This window comes from Mesorhizobium sp. WSM3224 (assembly GCF_000427725.1).
Lineage (GTDB): Bacteria > Pseudomonadota > Alphaproteobacteria > Rhizobiales > Rhizobiaceae > Mesorhizobium.
In genome coordinates this window covers 120,810-139,154 of sequence record NZ_ATYO01000008.1, presented here as the reverse complement: position 1 = coordinate 139,154, position 18,345 = coordinate 120,810, and the positions used below count along the sequence as shown (strand labels likewise).

The window sequence follows — 18,345 nt, the reverse complement described above, 5'->3', positions numbered from 1 at the left end:
TGCGATGACCAAGGAACCGCTGCCGATCGAACAGGTTTTGACCGCCGACCAGACCGCCATCCTAGCGCTCAACAACGAGCATGCGGCGGAGCTGTCCTGGCTCGAGCCGGAACGGCTTTCAGTCCTGCTCGGCGAAGCTTTCTACACCCGCCGCATCGGTGCGCTCGAAGCCTTCATCATGTGCTTCGACCAGGACGCAAGCTACGACAGCCCGAACTTCTTCTGGTTTCGCGAGCGATATGCGCGCTTCGTCTATGTCGACCGGGTGGTGGTCGCAGCCGGGGCGCGTGGCCGTGGCCATGCCCGCCGGCTCTATGAGGATCTGTTCGATCATGCCCGGCGCGGCGGCCACACGATCGTCACCTGCGAGGTGAATGCCGATCCGCCCAACCCGGCTTCCGACGCCTTCCACGCAACGCTCGGTTTCGCCGAAGTCGGCGACGCGGTGATCCACGGCGGCAAGAAATCCGTGCGCTATTACGCCAAATCCATCGCCGCCTGAGCACGCTCCGAACGCTGCTGGCCAGAAAAACAAGCCGCAGCTAATATAGCCGCTCCGCTGGCTGGGGCGCGACATCATGGCAAGCAATGTCTTCCGCTTCGACGAAAGCTGGGACATCCCTGAAGTCACACCCCAGGAAGTGTGGGACGTGCTGTCGGACGCTCAGCTTCTGCCGCTCTGGTGGGGCGATGCCTATAAAGAGGTCGAGCCGCTGGACAAAAAGGGCAAGGGCGTCGTCGGCGCCAGGGCCAGGGCGCGCGGCGCCCTGCCCTATGAGCTGAACTTCATCATCGAGGCCGCGGAGCTCGAGCCCGGCCGGCTGGTGGTTGTGAAGACCTTCGGCGATTTCGACGGGCTGTGGCGGGCCGAACTGGCGCCGTCGGGAACCGGCACGCATGTCGACCTGGTCTGGCAGGTCACGGTCGAGAGGCCGATCCTCAGATTCCTGGCGCCGCTGCTCAGGCCAGCCTTTGCCTGGAACCACCGCTGGACGACACCACGCGGCGAAGCCGGGCTTCGCCGCTACCTGGCCGCGCAACGAGCGGCAAAACCAGATTGATCACCAATTGCGGTTGAGCCAGCCGCGGGCGGGTTTCTCGACGATGTAGTAGCTCGCGAGCGCGCAGGCGAACACCGCCGCCACCATCGGCACCGCCGCGCTGCCACGCTCATCGACGAATTTGTAGAAAGGCTGCTGCCAGAGATAGAGCGAATAGGACCACAGGCCGAGCATCACCATCGGCCGCGATGACAACAGCCCGGTCAGGTACCCGCCGGCGAAATCGAGCGTGTTGACGGCCAGCGCCAAGAGCGGCACGCCAAGAAGATAGTGGATCGTGGTCGGCACCGGATCGAGGAATAGCAACACGCCGCCAGCCGCGGCCGCAAACGCCACATGCGGGCTTTGCAGGAAACCCGGCAGGCGGCCGTCGGCCTTGAGCAGGCAGATCGCGGCGGACAGCAGGATCGAGGCGATGTGCACGTCGGTGCGCCAGTAGCTGGTCTCGTAGCCCATGCCGAGAACGCCGTAGGAAATGGCGCCGTTGGCCATCGCCAGCAGCGCCAGCACCACGAGCAGCCGCACCACATTCGTCCTTCCGGAAACCAGCACGCTGATCAGCGCCAGGAGGATATAGGAATGCTCTTCGACGCAGAGCGACCAGATGTGGTCGAGCGCGCCGGCGCGGGTGACCAGGACGCCGGCATAGTTGTAGGTGAAGGTCAGCGCCGTCAGTGCCGCCTTCCATTTGAAGGCGATGTAGGTGCCGGCGAGGCCGATCATGACCGCGACCACGAACACCAGCAGCGCGGGATAGATGCGCGCGAAGCGGCGCTTGAAGAATTTCTTCAGCGGAAAACGCTCGATGAACAGGATTTCGCCCATCAGCCGGCCGCTCAGCACGAAGAAGAATTCGACGCCGAGAACGCCAAGATTGATGCCGGGAACCGGGAAAAAATGGCCGATCAGCACCAGGGCGATCGACAGGCCGCGCCAGCCGTCGAGATAGGCCAGCCTTGTCCGTGCCGCTTTGTCGGCTGTGGCTCGCGGCAGGACAACGGACGCAGCGGAGATGTCGGTCATGCCGTGCTTTCGCAACTCGAGGTCTGAAACACGGCAGCCGCCATGCGTTTTGGACCCGCCTCGTATTCCCGCCTGCTTTATTTTGCAGTGCGGGATAACTTTGTGCAAGTGCGAAGCTTCGATTTTGGCAGGGCTCGTCGGCCAAGCCATTGCGGTTGCAAAAGAAAAAGGGGCCGTGACGACCCCTTTCTTTCAGTCAGGCCGAGAGCGTTCAGGCGTTGGCCGCGGCAACCGCGCGCTTCGCCATCACCGCGATCAGATTGGCGCGGTAGTCGGCGGAGGCATGGAGATCGCTCATCAGCCCCTTTGCCGGCACTTTGAGGCCGTCGAGCGCCGAAGCGTCGAAAGTCTTCGCCAGCGCCGCCTCTATTTCCTTGGAGCGGAAGACGCCATCTTCGCCGGCGCCGGTCACCGCTGCCCTCACCCCGTCCTTGCCCTTGGTGACGAACACGCCGACGATGGCGTAACGCGAAGCCGGGTTGCGGAATTTCTGGTAGGCCGCCTTGGCCGGAGCGGTGAAGCTAACCGCCGTGACGATCTCACCCTCCTTCAGCGCCGTCTCGAACAGACCCTTGAAGAATTTGTCCGCCGTGATCTCGCGCTTGTTGGTGATGATCGTCGCACCCAACGCCAGCAACGCCGCCGGATAATCGGCCGCCGGATCGTTGTTGGCGATCGAGCCGCCGATCGTGCCCTTGTAGCGAACGGCCGGATCGCCGATCAGCGATGCCATATGCGCAAGCGCCGGGCAGGCCTTCTTCAGCTTCTCGTCGGTGGCGACGTCGTAATGAGTCGTCGCGGCGCCGATCGTGACCGTCTTGCCGGACACCTTGACGCCCTGAAGGTCCTTCAGCCGCGACACGTCGACCAGGTCCGACGGCGCCGCGAGCCGCGTCTTCATGGCCGGGATCAGCGTCATGCCGCCGGAGAGCAGCTTGGCGTCGCCGTTCTTCAGCAGCTTGGCGGCGTCGGCGACGGAGGAAGCACGGTGATAGTTGACTGCGTACATGGGATCCTCACTTAAAAGTGCTTAGTCAGTAGTGAGTAGTCAGTAGTGAAGCCTCAGCTACCCTTGTCGATGAAGCGCTTTCCTATTCACTACTCACTCATTTCAGTGCTTCGTCGCGCGGATCGCCGACCACACCGTCGCGGGCGACGCCGGCATGGCGATGTCGACGACGCCGAGCGCATCGGTGATGGCGTTGATGACAGCCGGCGGCGAACCGATGGCGCCGGCCTCGCCGCAGCCCTTGACGCCGAGCGGATTGCCCGGGCACGGTGTGTTCGAGGTCGACACCGTGAAGGACGGGAGGTCGTCGGCGCGCGGCATGGTGTAGTCCATATAGCTTGCCGTCAAAAGCTGGCCGTTGTCGTCGTAATGCGCACCTTCGAGCAACGCCTGGCCGACGCCTTGCGCGATGCCGCCATGCACCTGCCCCTCGACGATCATCGGATTGATGATGTTGCCGAAATCGTCCGCAGCGACGAACTGGACGATTTCCGTCAACCCGGTCTCCGGATCGATCTCGACCTCGCAGATATAGCAGCCGGCCGGGAAGGTGAAGTTGGACGGATCGTAGAAGGCGGTTTCCTTCAGGCCCGGCTCCATGCCGGCGGGCAGATTATGGGCGGTGTAGGAAGCAAGCGCCACCTGGAACCAGGGCAGGCTCTTGTCGGTGCCGGCGACCTTGACCTCGCCATTCTCGATGACGATGTCGCCCTCATCCGCTTCCAGCAGATGCGCGGCGATCTTCTTGGCCTTGGCCTCGACCTTGTCCAGCGCCTTGACGATAGCCGACATGCCGACCGCGCCGGACCGCGAGCCGTAGGTGCCCATGCCCATCTGCACCTTGTCGGTGTCGCCATGCACGATCGAGACGGAATCGATCGGCACGCCGAAGCGCTGGGTGACCAGTTGCGCGAAGGTCGTCTCATGGCCCTGCCCATGGCTGTGCGAGCCGGTCAGCACTTCGATGGTGCCGACCGCGTTGACGCGCACCTCCGCCGATTCCCACAAGCCGACGCCGGCGCCGAGCGAGCCGACCGCCGACGACGGCGCAAGGCCGCAGGCTTCGATGTAGCAGCTCATGCCGATGCCGCGCAGCTTGCCCTGCTTGGCGGCGTCCGACCGCCGCTTGGTGAAGCCGGCATAGTCGGCCGCCTTCATGGCGGCATCGAGCGAGGCGTTATAGTCGCCCGCGTCATAATTCATGATCACCGGCGTCTGGTGCGGGAAGGAGGTGATGAAGTTCCGGCGCCTGAGTTCCGCCGGCGACATGCCGAGTTCGCGCGCGGCGGTCTCCATCATGCGCTCCAGCACGTAGGTGGCCTCCGGTCGCCCCGCCCCGCGATAGGCATCGACGGGCGCGGTGTTGGTGTAGACGGTGCGCACATTGGCGTGGATCGCCGGGATGTTGTACTGCCCGGACAAGAGCGTGGCATAGAGATAGGTCGGCACGCATGACGAGAACAGCGACATGTAGGCGCCGAGATTGGCGATCGTGTCGACCTTCAGCCCGGTGATCCGGTTGTCCTTGTCGAAGGCCATTTCCACCGTCGAGACATGGTCGCGGCCATGCGCGTCCGAAAGGAAGCTCTCGGTGCGGTCGGCCACCCATTTGACCGGAACGCCGGTTTTCTTCGAGGCCCACAGGCAGACGATCTCTTCCGGGTAGATGTAGATTTTGGAACCGAAGCCGCCGCCGACATCCGGCGCGATCACGCGCAGCTTGTTTTCCGGCGCGACATTGTAAAAGGCGCTCATCACCAGTCGCGCGACATGCGGGTTCTGCGACGTCGTCCAGCAAGTATAGTGGTCCTCGGCCTTGTCGTAATGGCCCAGCGCGGCGCGCGGCTCCATCGCATTCGGCACCAGCCGGTTGTTGACGATCTTCATGCGCGTGACATGGGCCGCCGACTTGATCGCCGCGTCGGTCGCCTTGCCGTCGCCGAGTTCCCAGTCGAAGATCAGGTTGTTCTCTGCCTCGGCATGGATCTGCGGCGCGCCGGGTTGGATCGCCTTCGTGGCATCGACCACGGCCTTCAGTTCTTTGTAGGTGATCTCGACCGCTTCAGCCGCGTCGCGTGCCTGACCCTTGGTGTCGGCGACGACGATGACGACCGCGTCGCCGACATAGCGCACCTTGTCGACGGCGAGCGGCGACCAGGCGCCCATCTTCATCGGCGTGCCGTCCTTGGAATGGATCATCCAGCCGCAGATCAAATTGCCGATCCCGTCGGCCTTGAGCTCCTTGCCGGTGAGCACGCCGATGACGCCAGGCATCGCCTGCGCCTTCTTCACATCGATCTTCTTGATCTGCGCATGCGCGTGCGGGCTGCGCACGAACACGGCATGCTTCATGCCGGGAACCACCATGTCGTCGACATAACGGCCGCCGCCGGTGATGAACCTTCTGTCTTCCTTGCGCGCCACGCGGGCGCCGACGCCTTCGATACCCATTAGGAAATTCCTCCCGAAACGGAGGGGAGTAGGGCAGTAAGGCAATAAGGCAGTAGGGAATTCCTCGACCCCTGACTTGCTTACTGCCCTACTCCCTTACTGCCCTACTCCCTTGATCTCTATGCTGCCTGTTTCGCCCTGCCCTTGGCCCCCTTCGCCATCGCTTGCGATGCGGCGAGGATCGCCTTCACGATGTTGTGGTAGCCCGTGCAGCGGCAGATATTGCCGTCGAGCTCGGCGCGCACCGTCGCCTCGTCGAGGCCCTCGGGATGACGCGCGATCATGTCGGTCGCCGTCATGATCATGCCGGGCGTGCAGAAGCCGCATTGCAGCCCGTGATGTTCCTTGAACGCGGCCTGCACCGGATGCAGCTCGGCGCCGTTGGCCAGCCCTTCGATTGTGACGATGGTCGAGCCCGAAGCCTGCGCCACCAGCATTGTACACGACTTCACCGCCCTGCCGTCGACTTGCACCACGCAGGCGCCGCATTGCGATGTATCGCAACCGACATGCGTGCCCGTGAGACCGAGATTTTCTCGCAGGAAATGAACCAGCAGCGTTCGGTCCTCGACGTTCCCGCTGACCCGCTTTCCGTTCACCATCAACGAAACGTCAGACATGAGCCCCTCCCTGGGTATCAACCTTGGTCGTTCAGCCGCCAGCGTGTTCTAAATGCCGGCAATCGATGTTTCCAATGCACGGCAAATGTGCCTTGGACCTCCCCGAAATGCGAGAATGCAGTTCGCCCGAAACGCCGCATATTGTACTTTCGGTCACGCCTCACGTGGAGCGCCCATTGCCAAAGTGAGTCGCCGAGACAACAATGCCTTCGACGCGAGCGCGCCGGCATGCGCATAAAAACAGCGTTGGAGGAACTGCGGGAGGAAGGCAGCTGGCCAGTTCGAGCACACGCTATGCATCGGGCCTTTCGGCGCTCACCACGGATGAGCCCGACCCAAGCGCCTTTGCCCGGGCAATCGCGGCCGAAGCCGCGATCGTCAACGCCGGCTTCGCGCTTCTGTTCTTCTCCCAAAGCCTGGTCGACGCGTCAGCGCTCGCCCAGGCGCTGAAGCTGCATGCGCCATTACTCGCCTATGCCGGCTGCTCGACCGCGGGCGAGATCACGCCGCAGGGACTGGAGGAAGGGCATATCCTTGCCCTGCTCCTGCCGTCGGCGTCGTTTTCAACCGTCTGCACCATGGTCGAAAACCTGTCCTCGTCAGGCATGGACGGAATCACCGGAGAGGTCGCGGCGCTGCGGCGCCTGCTGCGCGGGCGCGTCGGCGATGATCGCTCCAAGGGCATATTCGCGCTCTGCTTCATCGACGGACTGTCCTATGCCGAGGAAGCAGTGACCTCGGCCATCCACTGGGGGCTGGACGACATTCCGCTGATTGGCGGCTCGGCCGGCGACGACCTGAAATTCGAGACCACCAGTCTGATCGCCAATGGCAGGGTTGCATCCGACTGCGCCATCATCGTGCTGGTCGCGACCGAGATCCCCTTCCACGTCTTCAAGACGGACAATTTCATCCCGACCGATGAGAAGCTGGTGGTGACGGAGTCCGACCCCGACCACCGGGTCGTGCGCGAATTCAACGCCACCAACGCGGCGGAGGAATATGCAGCCTCCGTCGGCATCCTGCCGCAGATGCTGACGCCGCTCAGCTTTGCCTCGCACCCCGTCGTGCTAAAAGTCGGCGGCGAATATTATTGCCGCTCGATCCAGCGCATGCACGCTGACGGCTCGCTGTCCTTCTTCTGTGCCATCGACGACGGCGTGGTGCTGTCGATCGCCCAGCCGAAGAACATGGTGGAATCGACGCGCACCGCTCTCCAGGATGTCGAGCGCAGGCTCGGCGGCATCGACATGATCCTCGGCTTCGACTGCGTGCTGCGCCGGCTCGACGCGCGCAACCGTCAGGTCTTCCGCGACATTTCCGAGCTCTATCGGACCAACAAGGTCATCGGCTTCGGCACCTATGGCGAGCAGTACCGCTCGATGCACCTCAACCAGACTTTTACCGGCATCGCCTTCGGCGAACGCCGCGCGGCCGAGTGAGCGAGATGCCGCTTCGCGACATCAACGACCTCGAAAAGCTGAAGAAGATCAACGCGGCGCTTGTCAGCCGCGTCGAGCGCTCGATGGACCAGCAGGGCAACGCCTTCTCGCTGTTCCAGACCGCTATTTCGCTGGAAAACCGGGTGCGCAACCGCACCGAGGAATTGCACGCGACGCTGCGCCGGCTCGAGCAGTCGAACATCGACCTCAGCGCGGCGAAGGAGAACGCCGAGCTGGCGAACCTCTCCAAGACCAGGTTCCTTGCCGCCGCCAGCCACGACGTGCTGCAGCCGCTGAACGCCGCTCATCTGTCGGTCTCGGCGCTGGCCGAGGTCCAGACCAGCGACGAAGGCAGAAAGCTGGTGCGCCAGGTCGAGCGCTCGCTGGAGACTATGGAAGACCTGTTGCGCACGCTGCTCGACATCTCCAAGCTCGACGCCGGCGTTGTGCAGCCCGAAATCGGCGACGTCAGCCTGGAGGCGCTGTTTTCCTCGCTGCGCTCGGACTTCCACCCCGAGGCGGAAAAGAAGGGCCTGATCCTGAAGTTCCGGCCGGTCAATGTTGCCGTGCGTTCCGACCGCACGCTGTTGCGCCGCATCCTGCAGAACATCCTCTCCAACGCGCTACGCTACACCCGCTCCGGCGGCGTGCTGGTCGGCACCAGGCACCGCGGCGACACCATCCGCATCGACGTCGCCGACACCGGCTGCGGCATTGCCGAGGACCAGCGCGAGGCGGTGTTCGAGGAATTCCACCGCGGCACCGCGACGCTGGCCGATGCGGGGCTCGCCGGCGGGCTGGGCCTGGGCCTTGCCATCGTGCGCCGCATGGCGGCCGCGCTAGGCCACCCGGTGACCTTCTCCTCGAAGGTCGGACGCGGCACCATCTTCCACATCGACGTGCCGATCGGCCTGGCGGCGGCCGAACCGGCGACGGCGGTCGCGGACCTGGAGCGGCCGCGCGGCTACGGCCTGTTCGGCACCAAGGTGCTTCTGGTCGAGAACGATGCCGACGTGCTCTCCGCCATGACCTCGCTGCTCGAGCGCTGGCAATGCCTGGTGCGCGCCGCGACCTCGACCGACGATGCGCTCGACCTGCTCGGCGATACCGACTGGATGCCCGACATCGTCATCGCCGACCAGCATCTCGACGGCGGCGATCTGGGCACCGCGACCATTGCCGAGGTGCGCGACTATCTCGGCCGTCCCGTGCCGGCGCTGATCGTCACCGCCGACGGCTCCGAGCCCGTCGCCAAGGCGGCGCGGGCCGCCGGCATCGAACTGATGCGCAAGCCGCTGAAACCGGCGCAGCTAAGGGCGCTGCTGGCGCATCTGCTGGCTTAGAACTGCACCCTCAAAACCCCGCCTGATCCCGAAACAGCTCCGCATTGTCCAGCTTCGAGACCTCGATCACCGCTTGCGTGCGGCTGTACACATTGAGCTTGCGCAGGATCTCCGAGACATGCGCCTTCACCGTGGTCTCGCCGACCTGCAGCTCGTAGGCGATCTGCTTGTTGAGCATGCCCTGGCGCAGCATCTGCAGGACCCGCAATTGCTGCGGCGTCAGCTTGGCCAGGCGCTGCACCATGTCGGCGCGGTCCGTGCTGTCGGGATCTGGCGGCTGGCCTTCGTAATTTTCCGGCACATAGACGGCGCCGTCCATGACCGAACGGATGGCGGCGGCGAGATCGCTCTTCCTCGCCGATTTCGGGATGAAGCCGGCGGCGCCATAGGACAGCGCCTCGGAAATGATCTTCGGCTCCTCATAGCCCGACACGATCACGACCGGCAGGCGCGGATAGCGGGTCCGAAGCTGCAACAGCCCTTCGAAGCCATGCACGTCGGGCATGCTCAAATCGAGCAGCGCGAGGTCGAACGGCTTTGCGCCGGCGAGAAGATCGATCGCCTCGGAGATCGAGCGTGCTTCGACCGTGTCGACATCCGGATAGGCCATCTGCACGGCGCTGTGCAGCGCCTCGCGAAACAGCGGGTGGTCGTCGATGATCAGGAAGCGGGCGCGATCGCTGACGGAGGTCATTGCATGGGTTCGGGCATCGGTTCGGTTTGGTCCGGCGCAGGATAGTCCCGCGACCATGGCCAGATTATTGCCAAATAGTATATCGGCCAATGGTCTACAGCCTCGACGAGGCATAACGCTGTCGCCGAAACGACAGGGTCAACGCTTTCGTGGCCGTCATGCCTTGCCCACCTGGCGAAATCGGCCGAATGTGCTGGCGGATTCACGACAACGCAGAGACAGTCCATGACAGACTTCGTCCTTCCGCCGCCGGCAATCGCCTCGGTCGCCGTTGCCGGCTCGGCGGAACGCTTTGCCGTGCGCCGCATCTTCTGCGTCGGCCGCAATTACGCCGCGCATGCGCGCGAGCTCGGCAATGACGAGCGCGACCCGCCCTTCTTCTTCACCAAGCCGGCCGACGCGGTGGTCGACAGCGGCACGGAAATCCCCTACCCGCCGCTGACCTCGAACCTCCACCACGAGATCGAGCTGGTGGTGGCGATCGGCAAGGCCGGCTTTCGCATTGGGCGCGAAGACGCGCTCGCCCATGTCTGGGGCTATGGCGTCGGCGTCGACCTGACCCGCCGCGACCTGCAGGACCAGGCCAAGAAGGCAGCGCGTCCCTGGGATTGGTCGAAGGCGTTCGACCAGTCCGCGCCTTGCGGTCCGCTGGTGCCTGCCGCGAAAACGGGACATCCGGACAAAGGCCGCATCTGGCTCGCCGTCAACGGCGCGGTGAAGCAGGACGGCGACCTTGCCGAATTGATCTGGCCGATCGTCGACATCGTCTCGATCTGCAGCGAGGCGGTCGAGCTTAGGCCCGGCGACCTGATCTTCACCGGCACGCCGGCTGGCGTCGGCGCGGTTCAGGCGGGTGACACGATCACCGGCGGCGTCGACGGCATCGGCGCCGTCGAAGTGACCATCGGGCAGCCGAGGCGATGAGCGATCTCGTCCTCCACAACTACTACCGCTCCTCCACCTCCTATCGGGTGCGGATTGCGCTGGAGATGAAGGGGCTGAGCTACACCTACGTGCCGCACCATTTGCGCCACGGCGAACACCTCGAGCCCGCTTATCTGGCGGTCAACCCGCAAGGCCTGGTGCCGGCGCTGGTGCTGGATGACGGCAGGCTTTTGACGCAGTCGCTGGCGATCATCGAATATCTCGACGAGATCCAGCCCGAGCCGCCGCTGCTGCCGAAGGATGCGCTGGGCCGCGCCAGGGTCCGGATGCTGGCGCAAATGATCGCCTGCGACATCCACCCGGTGAACAATCTGCGTGTGCTGACGTCGCTGCGCACCCTGTTCGGCGCCGGGGACGAGGATGTCGTCAACTGGTTCCGGCACTGGGTGAACGAAGGTTTCCAGCCGCTTGAAAAGATTCTGGCCTCCTCGCCCGAGACCGCCACGTTTTGCCATGGTGACACGCCGGGCCTGGCCGACATCTGCCTTACCGCACAGGTCACCAACAATGCCCGCTTCGGTGTCGACATGACCCCCTATCCGGTGATTGCGCGCATCAACGCCGCCTGCATGGCGCTGCCGGCGTTCCAGAAGGCAGCGCCGCAGAACCAGATCGATGCCGAATAGGCCGGCTTAGCGCCCAACCCGCAACGTCAACGCCCAGAACGCCAACGCCGCCAGGCCGATGCCCGCGCCAAGCAGGCAGACGCCGCTCCAGCCCCACGCGCCATAGGTCATGGTCGAAGCGATCGAGCCGAGCGCGCTGCCCAGTGAGTAGAAGATCATGTAGCCGCCGACCAGCCGGCTGCGGGCGTCCGGGCGCCGCGCAAAGATCAGGCTTTGATTGGTGACGTGCACGGCCTGGATGGCGAGGTCGAGCATGAGGATGCCAGGCACCAGCAGCCAGAGCGACCTGACCATGAAAGCGATCGGCAGCCAGGCAGCAGCCATCAGCAGCAGGCTGAGGCCGGTGACCAATTGGCCCTGTCCGCGATCGACAAGCGTGCCGGTCCAGCGCGCGCCGAGCGCGCCGGCGACACCGGCCAGGCCGAACAGCCCGATCTCGGTATGCGACAGCGAAAACGGGGGTGCCGCCAACGGCAGCACCAGCGGCGCCCACAGCACGTTGAAACTGGCGAAGATCAGCATGGCGAGCAAAGCGCGTACGCGCAACAGCGGTTCCTCCACGAACAGAAGCAGCACCGAGCCGAGCAGCCGCGTATAGGATGTGCGCGGCCGGCGGGCCTCATGGCGAGGCAGGACACGAAACAGGATCGCCGCCATCGCAAGCGTCAGCACTGCCGAGGCGAGATAGACCGAGCGCCAGCCGGCGAAATCCGCCACCAGCCCCGAAACGAAGCGCGCGAGCAGGATGCCGAGGATGACCCCGCTGGTGACCGTGCCGACCGCCCGCCCCCGCTCGGCCGGCGCCGCCAGGTCGGCTGCATATGCCACCAGAACCTGGACGACGACGGCAAGCACGCCCACCGCCGCGAGGCCGGCGAGCAGCACCGCGGCGCTCGGCGAAACGCCGACGAGGACAAGCGCCAGAGCCGAAAGCACGGCCTGGGTGGCAACCAGCTTGCGGCGATCGAAAAGATCGCCGAGCGGCACGATGAAGAACAGGCCGAGCGCGTAGCCGATCTGCGTCACCGTCACCACGATGCCGACCGAGGCGGGGTCGATGGAAAAGTCGCGCGCGATGGCGTCGAGCAGCGGATGCGCGAAATAGACATTGGCGACGCTCAGGCCGCAGGCAATCGCGAAGATCAGCGCGGTGAGGCGCGGCAATCCCGCTTTGCCCTTCCCGGCCGCGCCTTCTCCGAACTGCCGCAGGTCGGTGCTTTGCAGTTGCAGATTCATCTCGCTGGCTCCATATCGGTTTCAACTTGAAACCATTGCGGAATAGAGAGGAAGGTTTTATCTTGCAACCACAAATCGGAAATCTGGACGAATTGCATGGTTAAACGGACGAGCCATCAAAACGCGGATTGCCTCATCGCCCGGCCGCTCGATGCCATCGGCGACTGGTGGTCGCTGCTGATCGTGCGCGATGCCTTCGACGGCATGCGGCGCTTCGGCGAATTCCAGAAGAGCCTGGGCGTGGCCAAGAACATCCTTTCGGCGCGCCTGCGCAATCTGGTCGCGCATGGCATCCTCGAAACCGTCCCGGCTCCGGATGGCAGGGCGCATCACGAATATGTGCTGACCGAAAGAGGCCGCGGGCTGTTCTACGTCCTGGTGGCGCTGCGCCAATGGGGCGAGGCTTATTTCTCCGGACCGGGCGAGCCCTACACCTTCATGGTCGACACCCGGACCGGCAGGCCGATACGGCGCCTGGAAGTGCATGCGGAAGACGGCCGTCTGCTTGCTCCCGGCGAAACGCGGCTGGCCGACTTCCGCCAGCAACCCCAATAGCGGGATCGGTCGATCCCGGCATTGGCAGAATCGATTTCCGGTCAACCGACAGCGGAATCGGCTATCGTCGCTCCCGCACAAGCGAAGGGTGGAGTTGCCTATGAAAGCGGTGGTCTTCGAAAAATTCGGCGAGGCGCCAACGATCCAGACCGTGCCCGATCCGAAGCCGGCAGCCGACGGCGTCGTCATCAAGGTCGAGGCGACCGGCCTCTGCCGCAGCGACTGGCATGGCTGGATGGGCCATGATGACGCCATCACATTACCGCATGTTCCTGGCCACGAATTGGCGGGCGTCGTTGTCGCCGCCGGCAAGCAGGTCAGCCGCTGGAAGGCCGGCGACCGCGTCACTGTCCCCTTCGCCGTGGGCTGCGGCCGCTGCTTCGAATGCACCTCCGGCAACCATCAGGTCTGCGAGCACCAGTCGCAGCCGGGCTTCAACGCCTGGGGCTCGTTCGCCGAATATGTCGGCATCGAACACGCCGACACCAATCTTGTGCGCCTGCCCGAGGAAATGGAATTCGCCACCGCCGCCAGCCTCGGCTGCCGCTTCGTCACCTCCTTTCGCGCCATCGTCGACCAGGGCCGGGTGACGCCGGGCGAATGGGTGGCGGTGCATGGCTGCGGCGGCGTCGGCCTTTCTGCGATCATGATTGCCAGCGCCATGGGCGCCAATGTCATCGCCATCGACCTCACCGACGACAAGCTGGAGTTTGCGAAGAAGATCGGCGCGGTGGCGACGATCAATGCGGCGACGACGCAGAACGTGGTCAAGGCGGTCAAGCAGCTCACCAATGGCGGCGCGCATATGTCGATGGACGCGCTCGGCCACCCGACCACCTCGTTCAACTCGATCGCCAACCTGCGCCGCCGCGGCCGCCACGTTCAGGTCGGGCTGATGCTGGGCGAGCATGCCCGTCCGCAAGTGCCGATGGACAAGGTGATCGCCTTCGAGCTCGAAATCCTCGGCAGCCACGGCATGCAGGCTTACCGCTATTCCGCGATGATGGACATGATCCGCACTGGCAAGCTGAAGCCCGAGCTGCTGGTCGGCAAGAGGATCAGCCTCGAGGAAGCGCCCGTGGCGTTGATGGCGATGGGCGGTTTCGAAGGGATTGGCATCGGGGTTGTGACGAAGTTTTAGAGTAAGCGCTACCGCGCGAACTTCTTCGCCCCGAACACGCAGGCCACGACACCGAGCGTGACGACCATCATCATCGGACTGACCTGTTCGTGCAGCAGGCTCGCCGCCAGCGCCAGGCCGAAGAAGGGCTGCAGCAGTTGCAACTGCCCGACGGCCGCGATGCCACCCTGGGCCAGGCCACGATACCAGAACACGAAGCCGATTAGCATGCTGAACAGCGAGACGTAGGCAAGACCGATCCAAGCGCCGGATCCGACGCCGGCGAAGGATGGCGGCAGCGTTGCAAAGGTCAGCGCCAGCATGACCGGCAACGACAGCGCCAGCGCCCAGCAGATCACCTGCCAGCCGCCGAGCCGGCGCGACAGCGCGGCGCCCTCCGCATAGCCCAGCCCGCAGACGATGATGGCGCCCAGCATCAGGCCGTCGCCGATCGGCGACGCGGTCACCCCTTGCGACAGGGCAAAGCCCGCGACTAAGGCGCTGCCCAGGCATGAGAACAGCCAGAAGGCCGGGCGCGGACGGTCGCCGCCGCGCAACACGCCGAAGATCGCGGTCGCCAACGGCAACAAGCCGACAAAGATGATGGAGTGCGCTGAGGTGACATGCTTCAGCGCCAGCGCCGTCAGCAATGGGAAGCCGACCACGACACCCAGTGCCACGACGACGAGCGAGGCCAGATCCCTTCGCTCCGGGCGCTTCTCGCGAAACAGCAGCAGCATGGCGATCCCCAGGAGACCGGCGATAGCCGCCCGGGCCGACGTCAGGAAGGTCGGGTCGAAATCCATCACCGCCACTCGCGTCGCCGGCAGCGACCCGCTGAAGATCAGCACGCCGATGAAGCCGCTGAGCCAGCCGTCAAAACTCTTTTCCATCATCTGCTCCGTTTGCGCTTCCGTACGCGGTTGGCCATGGCGCCACCAGAGACAATGGAGTACAATTCCGCAGAACTGTAATGGCCTGCGGGGAAGTACGGATGGACGCAAACCGCCCAAATGTCAGCGGCGCAACCCTCGTCGAAACCGTCATGGCGGCAATCCGCCAGCGGATCGCGGCGCGTACGCTGACGCCCGGAGCCCGCCTGCCGTCGATACGGGCCATGGCCAAATCCATGCAGGTTTCAAAATCGACCGTGGTCGAAGCCTACGAGCGCCTCGCGGCGGAAGGCGCGATCCGCTCGCGCCCTGGCTCGGGTTTCTACGCCGCCGGCCAGCTTGCGCCATTGTCGCTGGCCGAGATCGGCCCTCGGCTCGACCGGGCCGTCGACCCGCTCTGGGTCTCGCGGCAATCGCTGGAGGCGGGCGAGGACATGCTGAAACCAGGCTGCGGCTGGTTGCCTGCGTCCTGGATGCCGCAGGCGGCCTTGCGCCGGGCGTTGAGAACCGCGGCCCGCGCGGACGATGTGGCGCTTGCCGATTACGGCACGCCGCTCGGCCTGCCGCCTTTACGCCAATTGCTGGCGCGGCGCATGGCCGGGCACGGCGTCGAGGTGTCGCCCGACCAGATCATGCTGACCGATTGCGGCACCCAGGCGATCGACCTTCTGTGCCGCTTCCTGCTCGAGCCCGGCGATGCCGTGCTGGTCGACGATCCCTGCTATTTCAACTTTCACGCGCTGCTGCGCGCCCATCAAGCCAAGGTGGTCGGGGTGCCTTACACACAGTCGGGGCCGGATATCGAGCTCTTCGGCCAGGCGCTCGCCGAGCATCGGCCGCGCCTCTACATCACCAATTCCGGCATCCACAACCCGACCGGCGCGGTCCTGTCGCCGGTCACCGCGCATCGGCTGCTGAAGCTCGCCGACCAGGCGGAACTCACCATCGTCGAGGACGATATCTTCGCCGACTTCGAGCACGCTCCTGCCCCGAGGCTCGCGGCCTTCGACGGGTTGCAGCGCGTCGTCCAGATCGGCTCCTTCTCCAAGACATTGTCGGCCTCGGTACGTTGCGGTTTCATCGCAGCGCCAGCCGACTGGATGGAAGGCCTGACCGATCTCAAGATCGCCACGACCTTCGGCGGCGGGCGGCTGTCCTCGGAACTGGTGCTGACCTTGTTGAAGGACGGCAGCTACCGCAAGCATGTCGAGCAGCTGCGCACCCGCCTGTCGCGCGCCATGGCCGAGACCGCCGGCAGGCTGAGAACGATGGGCATCATGCCCTGGATCGACCAGCCGTCCGGCATGTTCCTGTGGTGCCGCCTGCCCGACGGCATCGACGCCGCCGACGTCGCGCGCCATGCGCTCTCGGATAATATCGTGCTGGCGCCCGGCAATGCCTTCAGCCTGTCGCACACCGCCGGCCGGTTCATGCGCTTCAACGTCGCCCAGTGCGGGGATGAGCTTATCTTCAAGGTGCTTGAAAAAGCGATAGCCGCGTCTCGTCGCAAAGCCGCATAGACAGGGGTAGTGCCTCAGTTTGAAGGGTCACGTTACAATGCGCAGTCGCGGACGTGTCGGTTCGTTCCGGTCGAGCGAACCGTATAGTTCCTTGAACTCCCACTCCCGCAAGCGCGACATCTTAACAAGCTCAGCCACATCAAAACCAAGATCGTCAACGTGAGACCGAAGTATGCTCGGGAGCACCGTCGGCGCATCAAAGGAAAAATCGAGAGCCGCCGGCTCCCTCGTTCTCCATCCGCGCGCGCTTATTTGTTGCCAAAGGTATCTCGCTTGATTGTCTGAAACCGCGTTGAGTGACTGCGCTGACATCAGCAAACTTTGCATCGATACGCGCCATTCTTTCTTTAGTGACGCAAGCAGTTCCAGTGTGACCTTGCGCCCTCGGAAGGCTTCGACCATTTCTTGTGGCGGCAGGAGAAACGCCGACGCAAATTGATTTGCCTCGTCCTCCATATGAGCAGTTGGGAATCGATGCATGACCAAATGGCCCAGCTCGTGCGCCAGGGTAAATCTAAGCCTATCGGCCGGATGATCGCGGTTTACGAGTATGAGCGGGGGCCGCCCTGGCGCAGCGAACGTGACACCGCTCACAGGCGCGCCGTGAAAGGATGACTCGCCAACAATGATGCCAGCCTTCTCCATCAGGAGTGTAAGGTTCTTAATGGGGCCGTTCACGACCTTCCAGTGGGATCTCACCACCGACGCTATCTTGGGAATGGAGCCGTACACTTCGACATCTAATACAGGCAGTTCATTGACAGGGTTAAGGTCCACATTCTCCATAAAGCGACGAAGGTGAAAGAGCCGAATATTCAGTTCGGCTGTTATCATATCCACGTCTCGCGCAGACACTTCCGACTTTTTCCCACGCAACATTGTATGAACGCTGACCGGTGGGCCGTACACCGTATCTTGAATAGAGAAAAACTCGACGGGCAGGTCAAAGACACTGGCAGCCCGTTCCATAAACTGATGATCGGGCTCGACTAAGCCGTTCTCCATCCGAGAAAGAACCGCTTGTGCGATGCCCAAATCCTCAGACGCTTTCTTCTGCGTGAATCCTCGCAACTGCCGCGCTAGGCGCAGCAAATCTCCAAATGTGGCCATAGCTATTCGCCTTTGGCAGATTCGTCGTCGGTCTTGATCTTCGGCGTTACGAGCGGGCCGTCGTCGTCCGGCCGGCTGCTTGGCAAGATAACGACACCGCTCCCGCCGCTTTCACCTGCATCATCGATTTCGTAGGACCACAAGACACGATCATTATTTCGCGCCACCACCAACATGCTCTGAACTGCCGTACCGATGTCGTTCGCGGACCACACGAACTCGACTTTCGCGGCCTGTGGCGGAAACCCCGGCAAATTCATCTGGGGATCAATGAAGTCCAAGACGGCCAAGGTAAGAATGTTCTGCCCTAGGTTGTCGTCATCACCCTTCTTGAACCGGGCGATGACCTTGCCGTCGAAGCAAAACTTTACGGTCTGACTCTCATCAAGCGTCCGCACAGATTTATCCAAGGCGAACTCAGCGCGGGCATAGCGGGCAATGGCATCGAAAACGTAGTTCGAAACGGTGCGCGGATAGAGAACCGGGGAGAAGCCTTTCGACGCCCGGCATTCCGACACCGACAACCATTCGGCAAATCCGTGCTCGATAACTGCCCTTATTCGCGCGTGGTATGGCGCCAGCGCTTCGCGGACGTCCGCCTCCGAATATTGGTCCATTTCGATTCGATCCCCTGTTTCGAAGAAGACCTTACGCAACCGTTTTGCAAAATCAACAAAAAATATTCACATTCTATTTT

At 63.7% G+C, this 18,345-nt stretch carries 18 protein-coding genes; 9 read left to right on the top strand and 9 right to left on the bottom strand.

The window, feature by feature from the left end; genetic code table 11:
• Positions 1–4 precede the first annotated feature (4 nt).
• Complete coding sequence (locus YU3_RS0116095) at positions 5–502, top strand: GNAT family N-acetyltransferase (protein WP_027167225.1); 498 nt, start codon at positions 5–7, stop codon at positions 500–502.
• A gap of 76 nt (positions 503–578) precedes the next feature.
• Positions 579–1,061, top strand: a complete 483-nt coding sequence (locus YU3_RS0116090; protein WP_027167224.1) for an SRPBCC family protein — start codon at positions 579–581, stop codon at positions 1,059–1,061.
• Here YU3_RS0116090 and YU3_RS0116085 read toward each other — a convergent pair whose 3' ends face one another.
• From YU3_RS0116085 to YU3_RS0116070, 4 genes are all read right to left on the bottom strand, one after another.
• Positions 1,062–2,084 carry an acyltransferase gene (locus YU3_RS0116085; RefSeq protein ID WP_027167223.1) on the bottom strand — a complete coding sequence of 341 codons (1,023 nt, stop codon included), beginning with the start codon at positions 2,082–2,084 and terminating at the stop codon, positions 1,062–1,064. It lies immediately after the preceding gene.
• A 211-nt stretch (positions 2,085–2,295) separates the two neighbouring features.
• Complete coding sequence (locus tag YU3_RS0116080) at positions 2,296–3,093, bottom strand: xanthine dehydrogenase family protein subunit M (RefSeq protein ID WP_027167222.1); 798 nt, start codon at positions 3,091–3,093, stop codon at positions 2,296–2,298.
• Positions 3,094–3,195: 102 nt separating this feature from the next.
• The gene (locus tag YU3_RS0116075) at positions 3,196–5,544 is read right to left on the bottom strand and encodes a xanthine dehydrogenase family protein molybdopterin-binding subunit (RefSeq protein ID WP_027167221.1); all 2,349 of its coding nucleotides are present in this window, start codon (positions 5,542–5,544) and stop codon (positions 3,196–3,198) included.
• A gap of 119 nt (positions 5,545–5,663) precedes the next feature.
• On the bottom strand, positions 5,664–6,164 hold the full coding sequence (locus tag YU3_RS0116070) for a (2Fe-2S)-binding protein (protein WP_027167220.1): 501 nt from the start codon (positions 6,162–6,164) through the stop codon (positions 5,664–5,666).
• A 203-nt stretch (positions 6,165–6,367) separates the two neighbouring features.
• Between YU3_RS0116070 and YU3_RS0116065 the strand changes: the two genes are divergently transcribed.
• Together YU3_RS0116065 and YU3_RS0116060 are read left to right on the top strand one after the other, a co-directional pair.
• Entirely contained in the window at positions 6,368–7,606 is a 1,239-nt protein-coding gene (locus tag YU3_RS0116065; RefSeq protein ID WP_027167219.1) for an FIST signal transduction protein, read from the top strand.
• A 5-nt stretch (positions 7,607–7,611) separates the two neighbouring features.
• Positions 7,612–8,949, top strand: a complete 1,338-nt coding sequence (locus tag YU3_RS0116060; RefSeq protein ID WP_027167218.1) for a hybrid sensor histidine kinase/response regulator — start codon at positions 7,612–7,614, stop codon at positions 8,947–8,949.
• A 10-nt stretch (positions 8,950–8,959) separates the two neighbouring features.
• On the opposite strand, the gene YU3_RS0116055 is transcribed toward YU3_RS0116060, so the two are convergent.
• Complete coding sequence (locus YU3_RS0116055) at positions 8,960–9,643, bottom strand: response regulator transcription factor (protein ID WP_027167217.1); 684 nt, start codon at positions 9,641–9,643, stop codon at positions 8,960–8,962.
• Positions 9,644–9,868: 225 nt separating this feature from the next.
• On the opposite strand from YU3_RS0116055, the gene YU3_RS0116050 reads away from it, so the two are divergent.
• Together YU3_RS0116050 and maiA are read left to right on the top strand one after the other, a co-directional pair.
• Positions 9,869–10,567 (top strand): fumarylacetoacetate hydrolase family protein, encoded by a 699-nt coding sequence (locus YU3_RS0116050; protein ID WP_027167216.1) that lies wholly within the window; start codon positions 9,869–9,871, stop codon positions 10,565–10,567.
• Positions 10,564–11,214: a maleylacetoacetate isomerase gene (gene maiA, locus YU3_RS0116045; protein WP_027167215.1), complete on the top strand. Its 651-nt coding sequence runs from the start codon at positions 10,564–10,566 to the stop codon at positions 11,212–11,214. Before YU3_RS0116050 ends, maiA begins: the two co-directional genes overlap by 4 nt.
• A gap of 6 nt (positions 11,215–11,220) precedes the next feature.
• Here the strand turns inward: maiA and YU3_RS0116040 are convergent, their stop codons facing one another.
• Entirely contained in the window at positions 11,221–12,450 is a 1,230-nt protein-coding gene (locus YU3_RS0116040; protein WP_084508096.1) for an MFS transporter, read from the bottom strand.
• A 96-nt stretch (positions 12,451–12,546) separates the two neighbouring features.
• Between YU3_RS0116040 and YU3_RS0116035 the strand changes: the two genes are divergently transcribed.
• A complete protein-coding gene (locus tag YU3_RS0116035; RefSeq protein WP_027167213.1) occupies positions 12,547–13,005 on the top strand; it encodes a helix-turn-helix domain-containing protein in 459 nt (152 codons plus the stop codon).
• 100 nt (positions 13,006–13,105) lie between these two features.
• Entirely contained in the window at positions 13,106–14,146 is a 1,041-nt protein-coding gene (locus tag YU3_RS0116030; RefSeq protein WP_027167212.1) for a zinc-dependent alcohol dehydrogenase family protein, read from the top strand.
• Positions 14,147–14,154: 8 nt separating this feature from the next.
• On the opposite strand, the gene YU3_RS0116025 is transcribed toward YU3_RS0116030, so the two are convergent.
• Positions 14,155–15,018 carry a DMT family transporter gene (locus YU3_RS0116025; RefSeq protein ID WP_027167211.1) on the bottom strand — a complete coding sequence of 288 codons (864 nt, stop codon included), beginning with the start codon at positions 15,016–15,018 and terminating at the stop codon, positions 14,155–14,157.
• 101 nt (positions 15,019–15,119) lie between these two features.
• Between YU3_RS0116025 and YU3_RS0116020 the strand changes: the two genes are divergently transcribed.
• Complete coding sequence (locus YU3_RS0116020) at positions 15,120–16,538, top strand: PLP-dependent aminotransferase family protein (protein ID WP_027167210.1); 1,419 nt, start codon at positions 15,120–15,122, stop codon at positions 16,536–16,538.
• Positions 16,539–16,565: 27 nt separating this feature from the next.
• Here the strand turns inward: YU3_RS0116020 and YU3_RS0116015 are convergent, their stop codons facing one another.
• Positions 16,566–17,648, bottom strand: coding sequence for an XRE family transcriptional regulator (locus tag YU3_RS0116015; RefSeq protein ID WP_027167209.1), 1,083 nt, complete (start codon positions 17,646–17,648; stop codon positions 16,566–16,568).
• 2 nt (positions 17,649–17,650) lie between these two features.
• Entirely contained in the window at positions 17,651–18,265 is a 615-nt protein-coding gene (locus YU3_RS0116010) for a hypothetical protein (RefSeq protein ID WP_036258702.1), read from the bottom strand.
• Positions 18,266–18,345 lie beyond the last annotated feature (80 nt).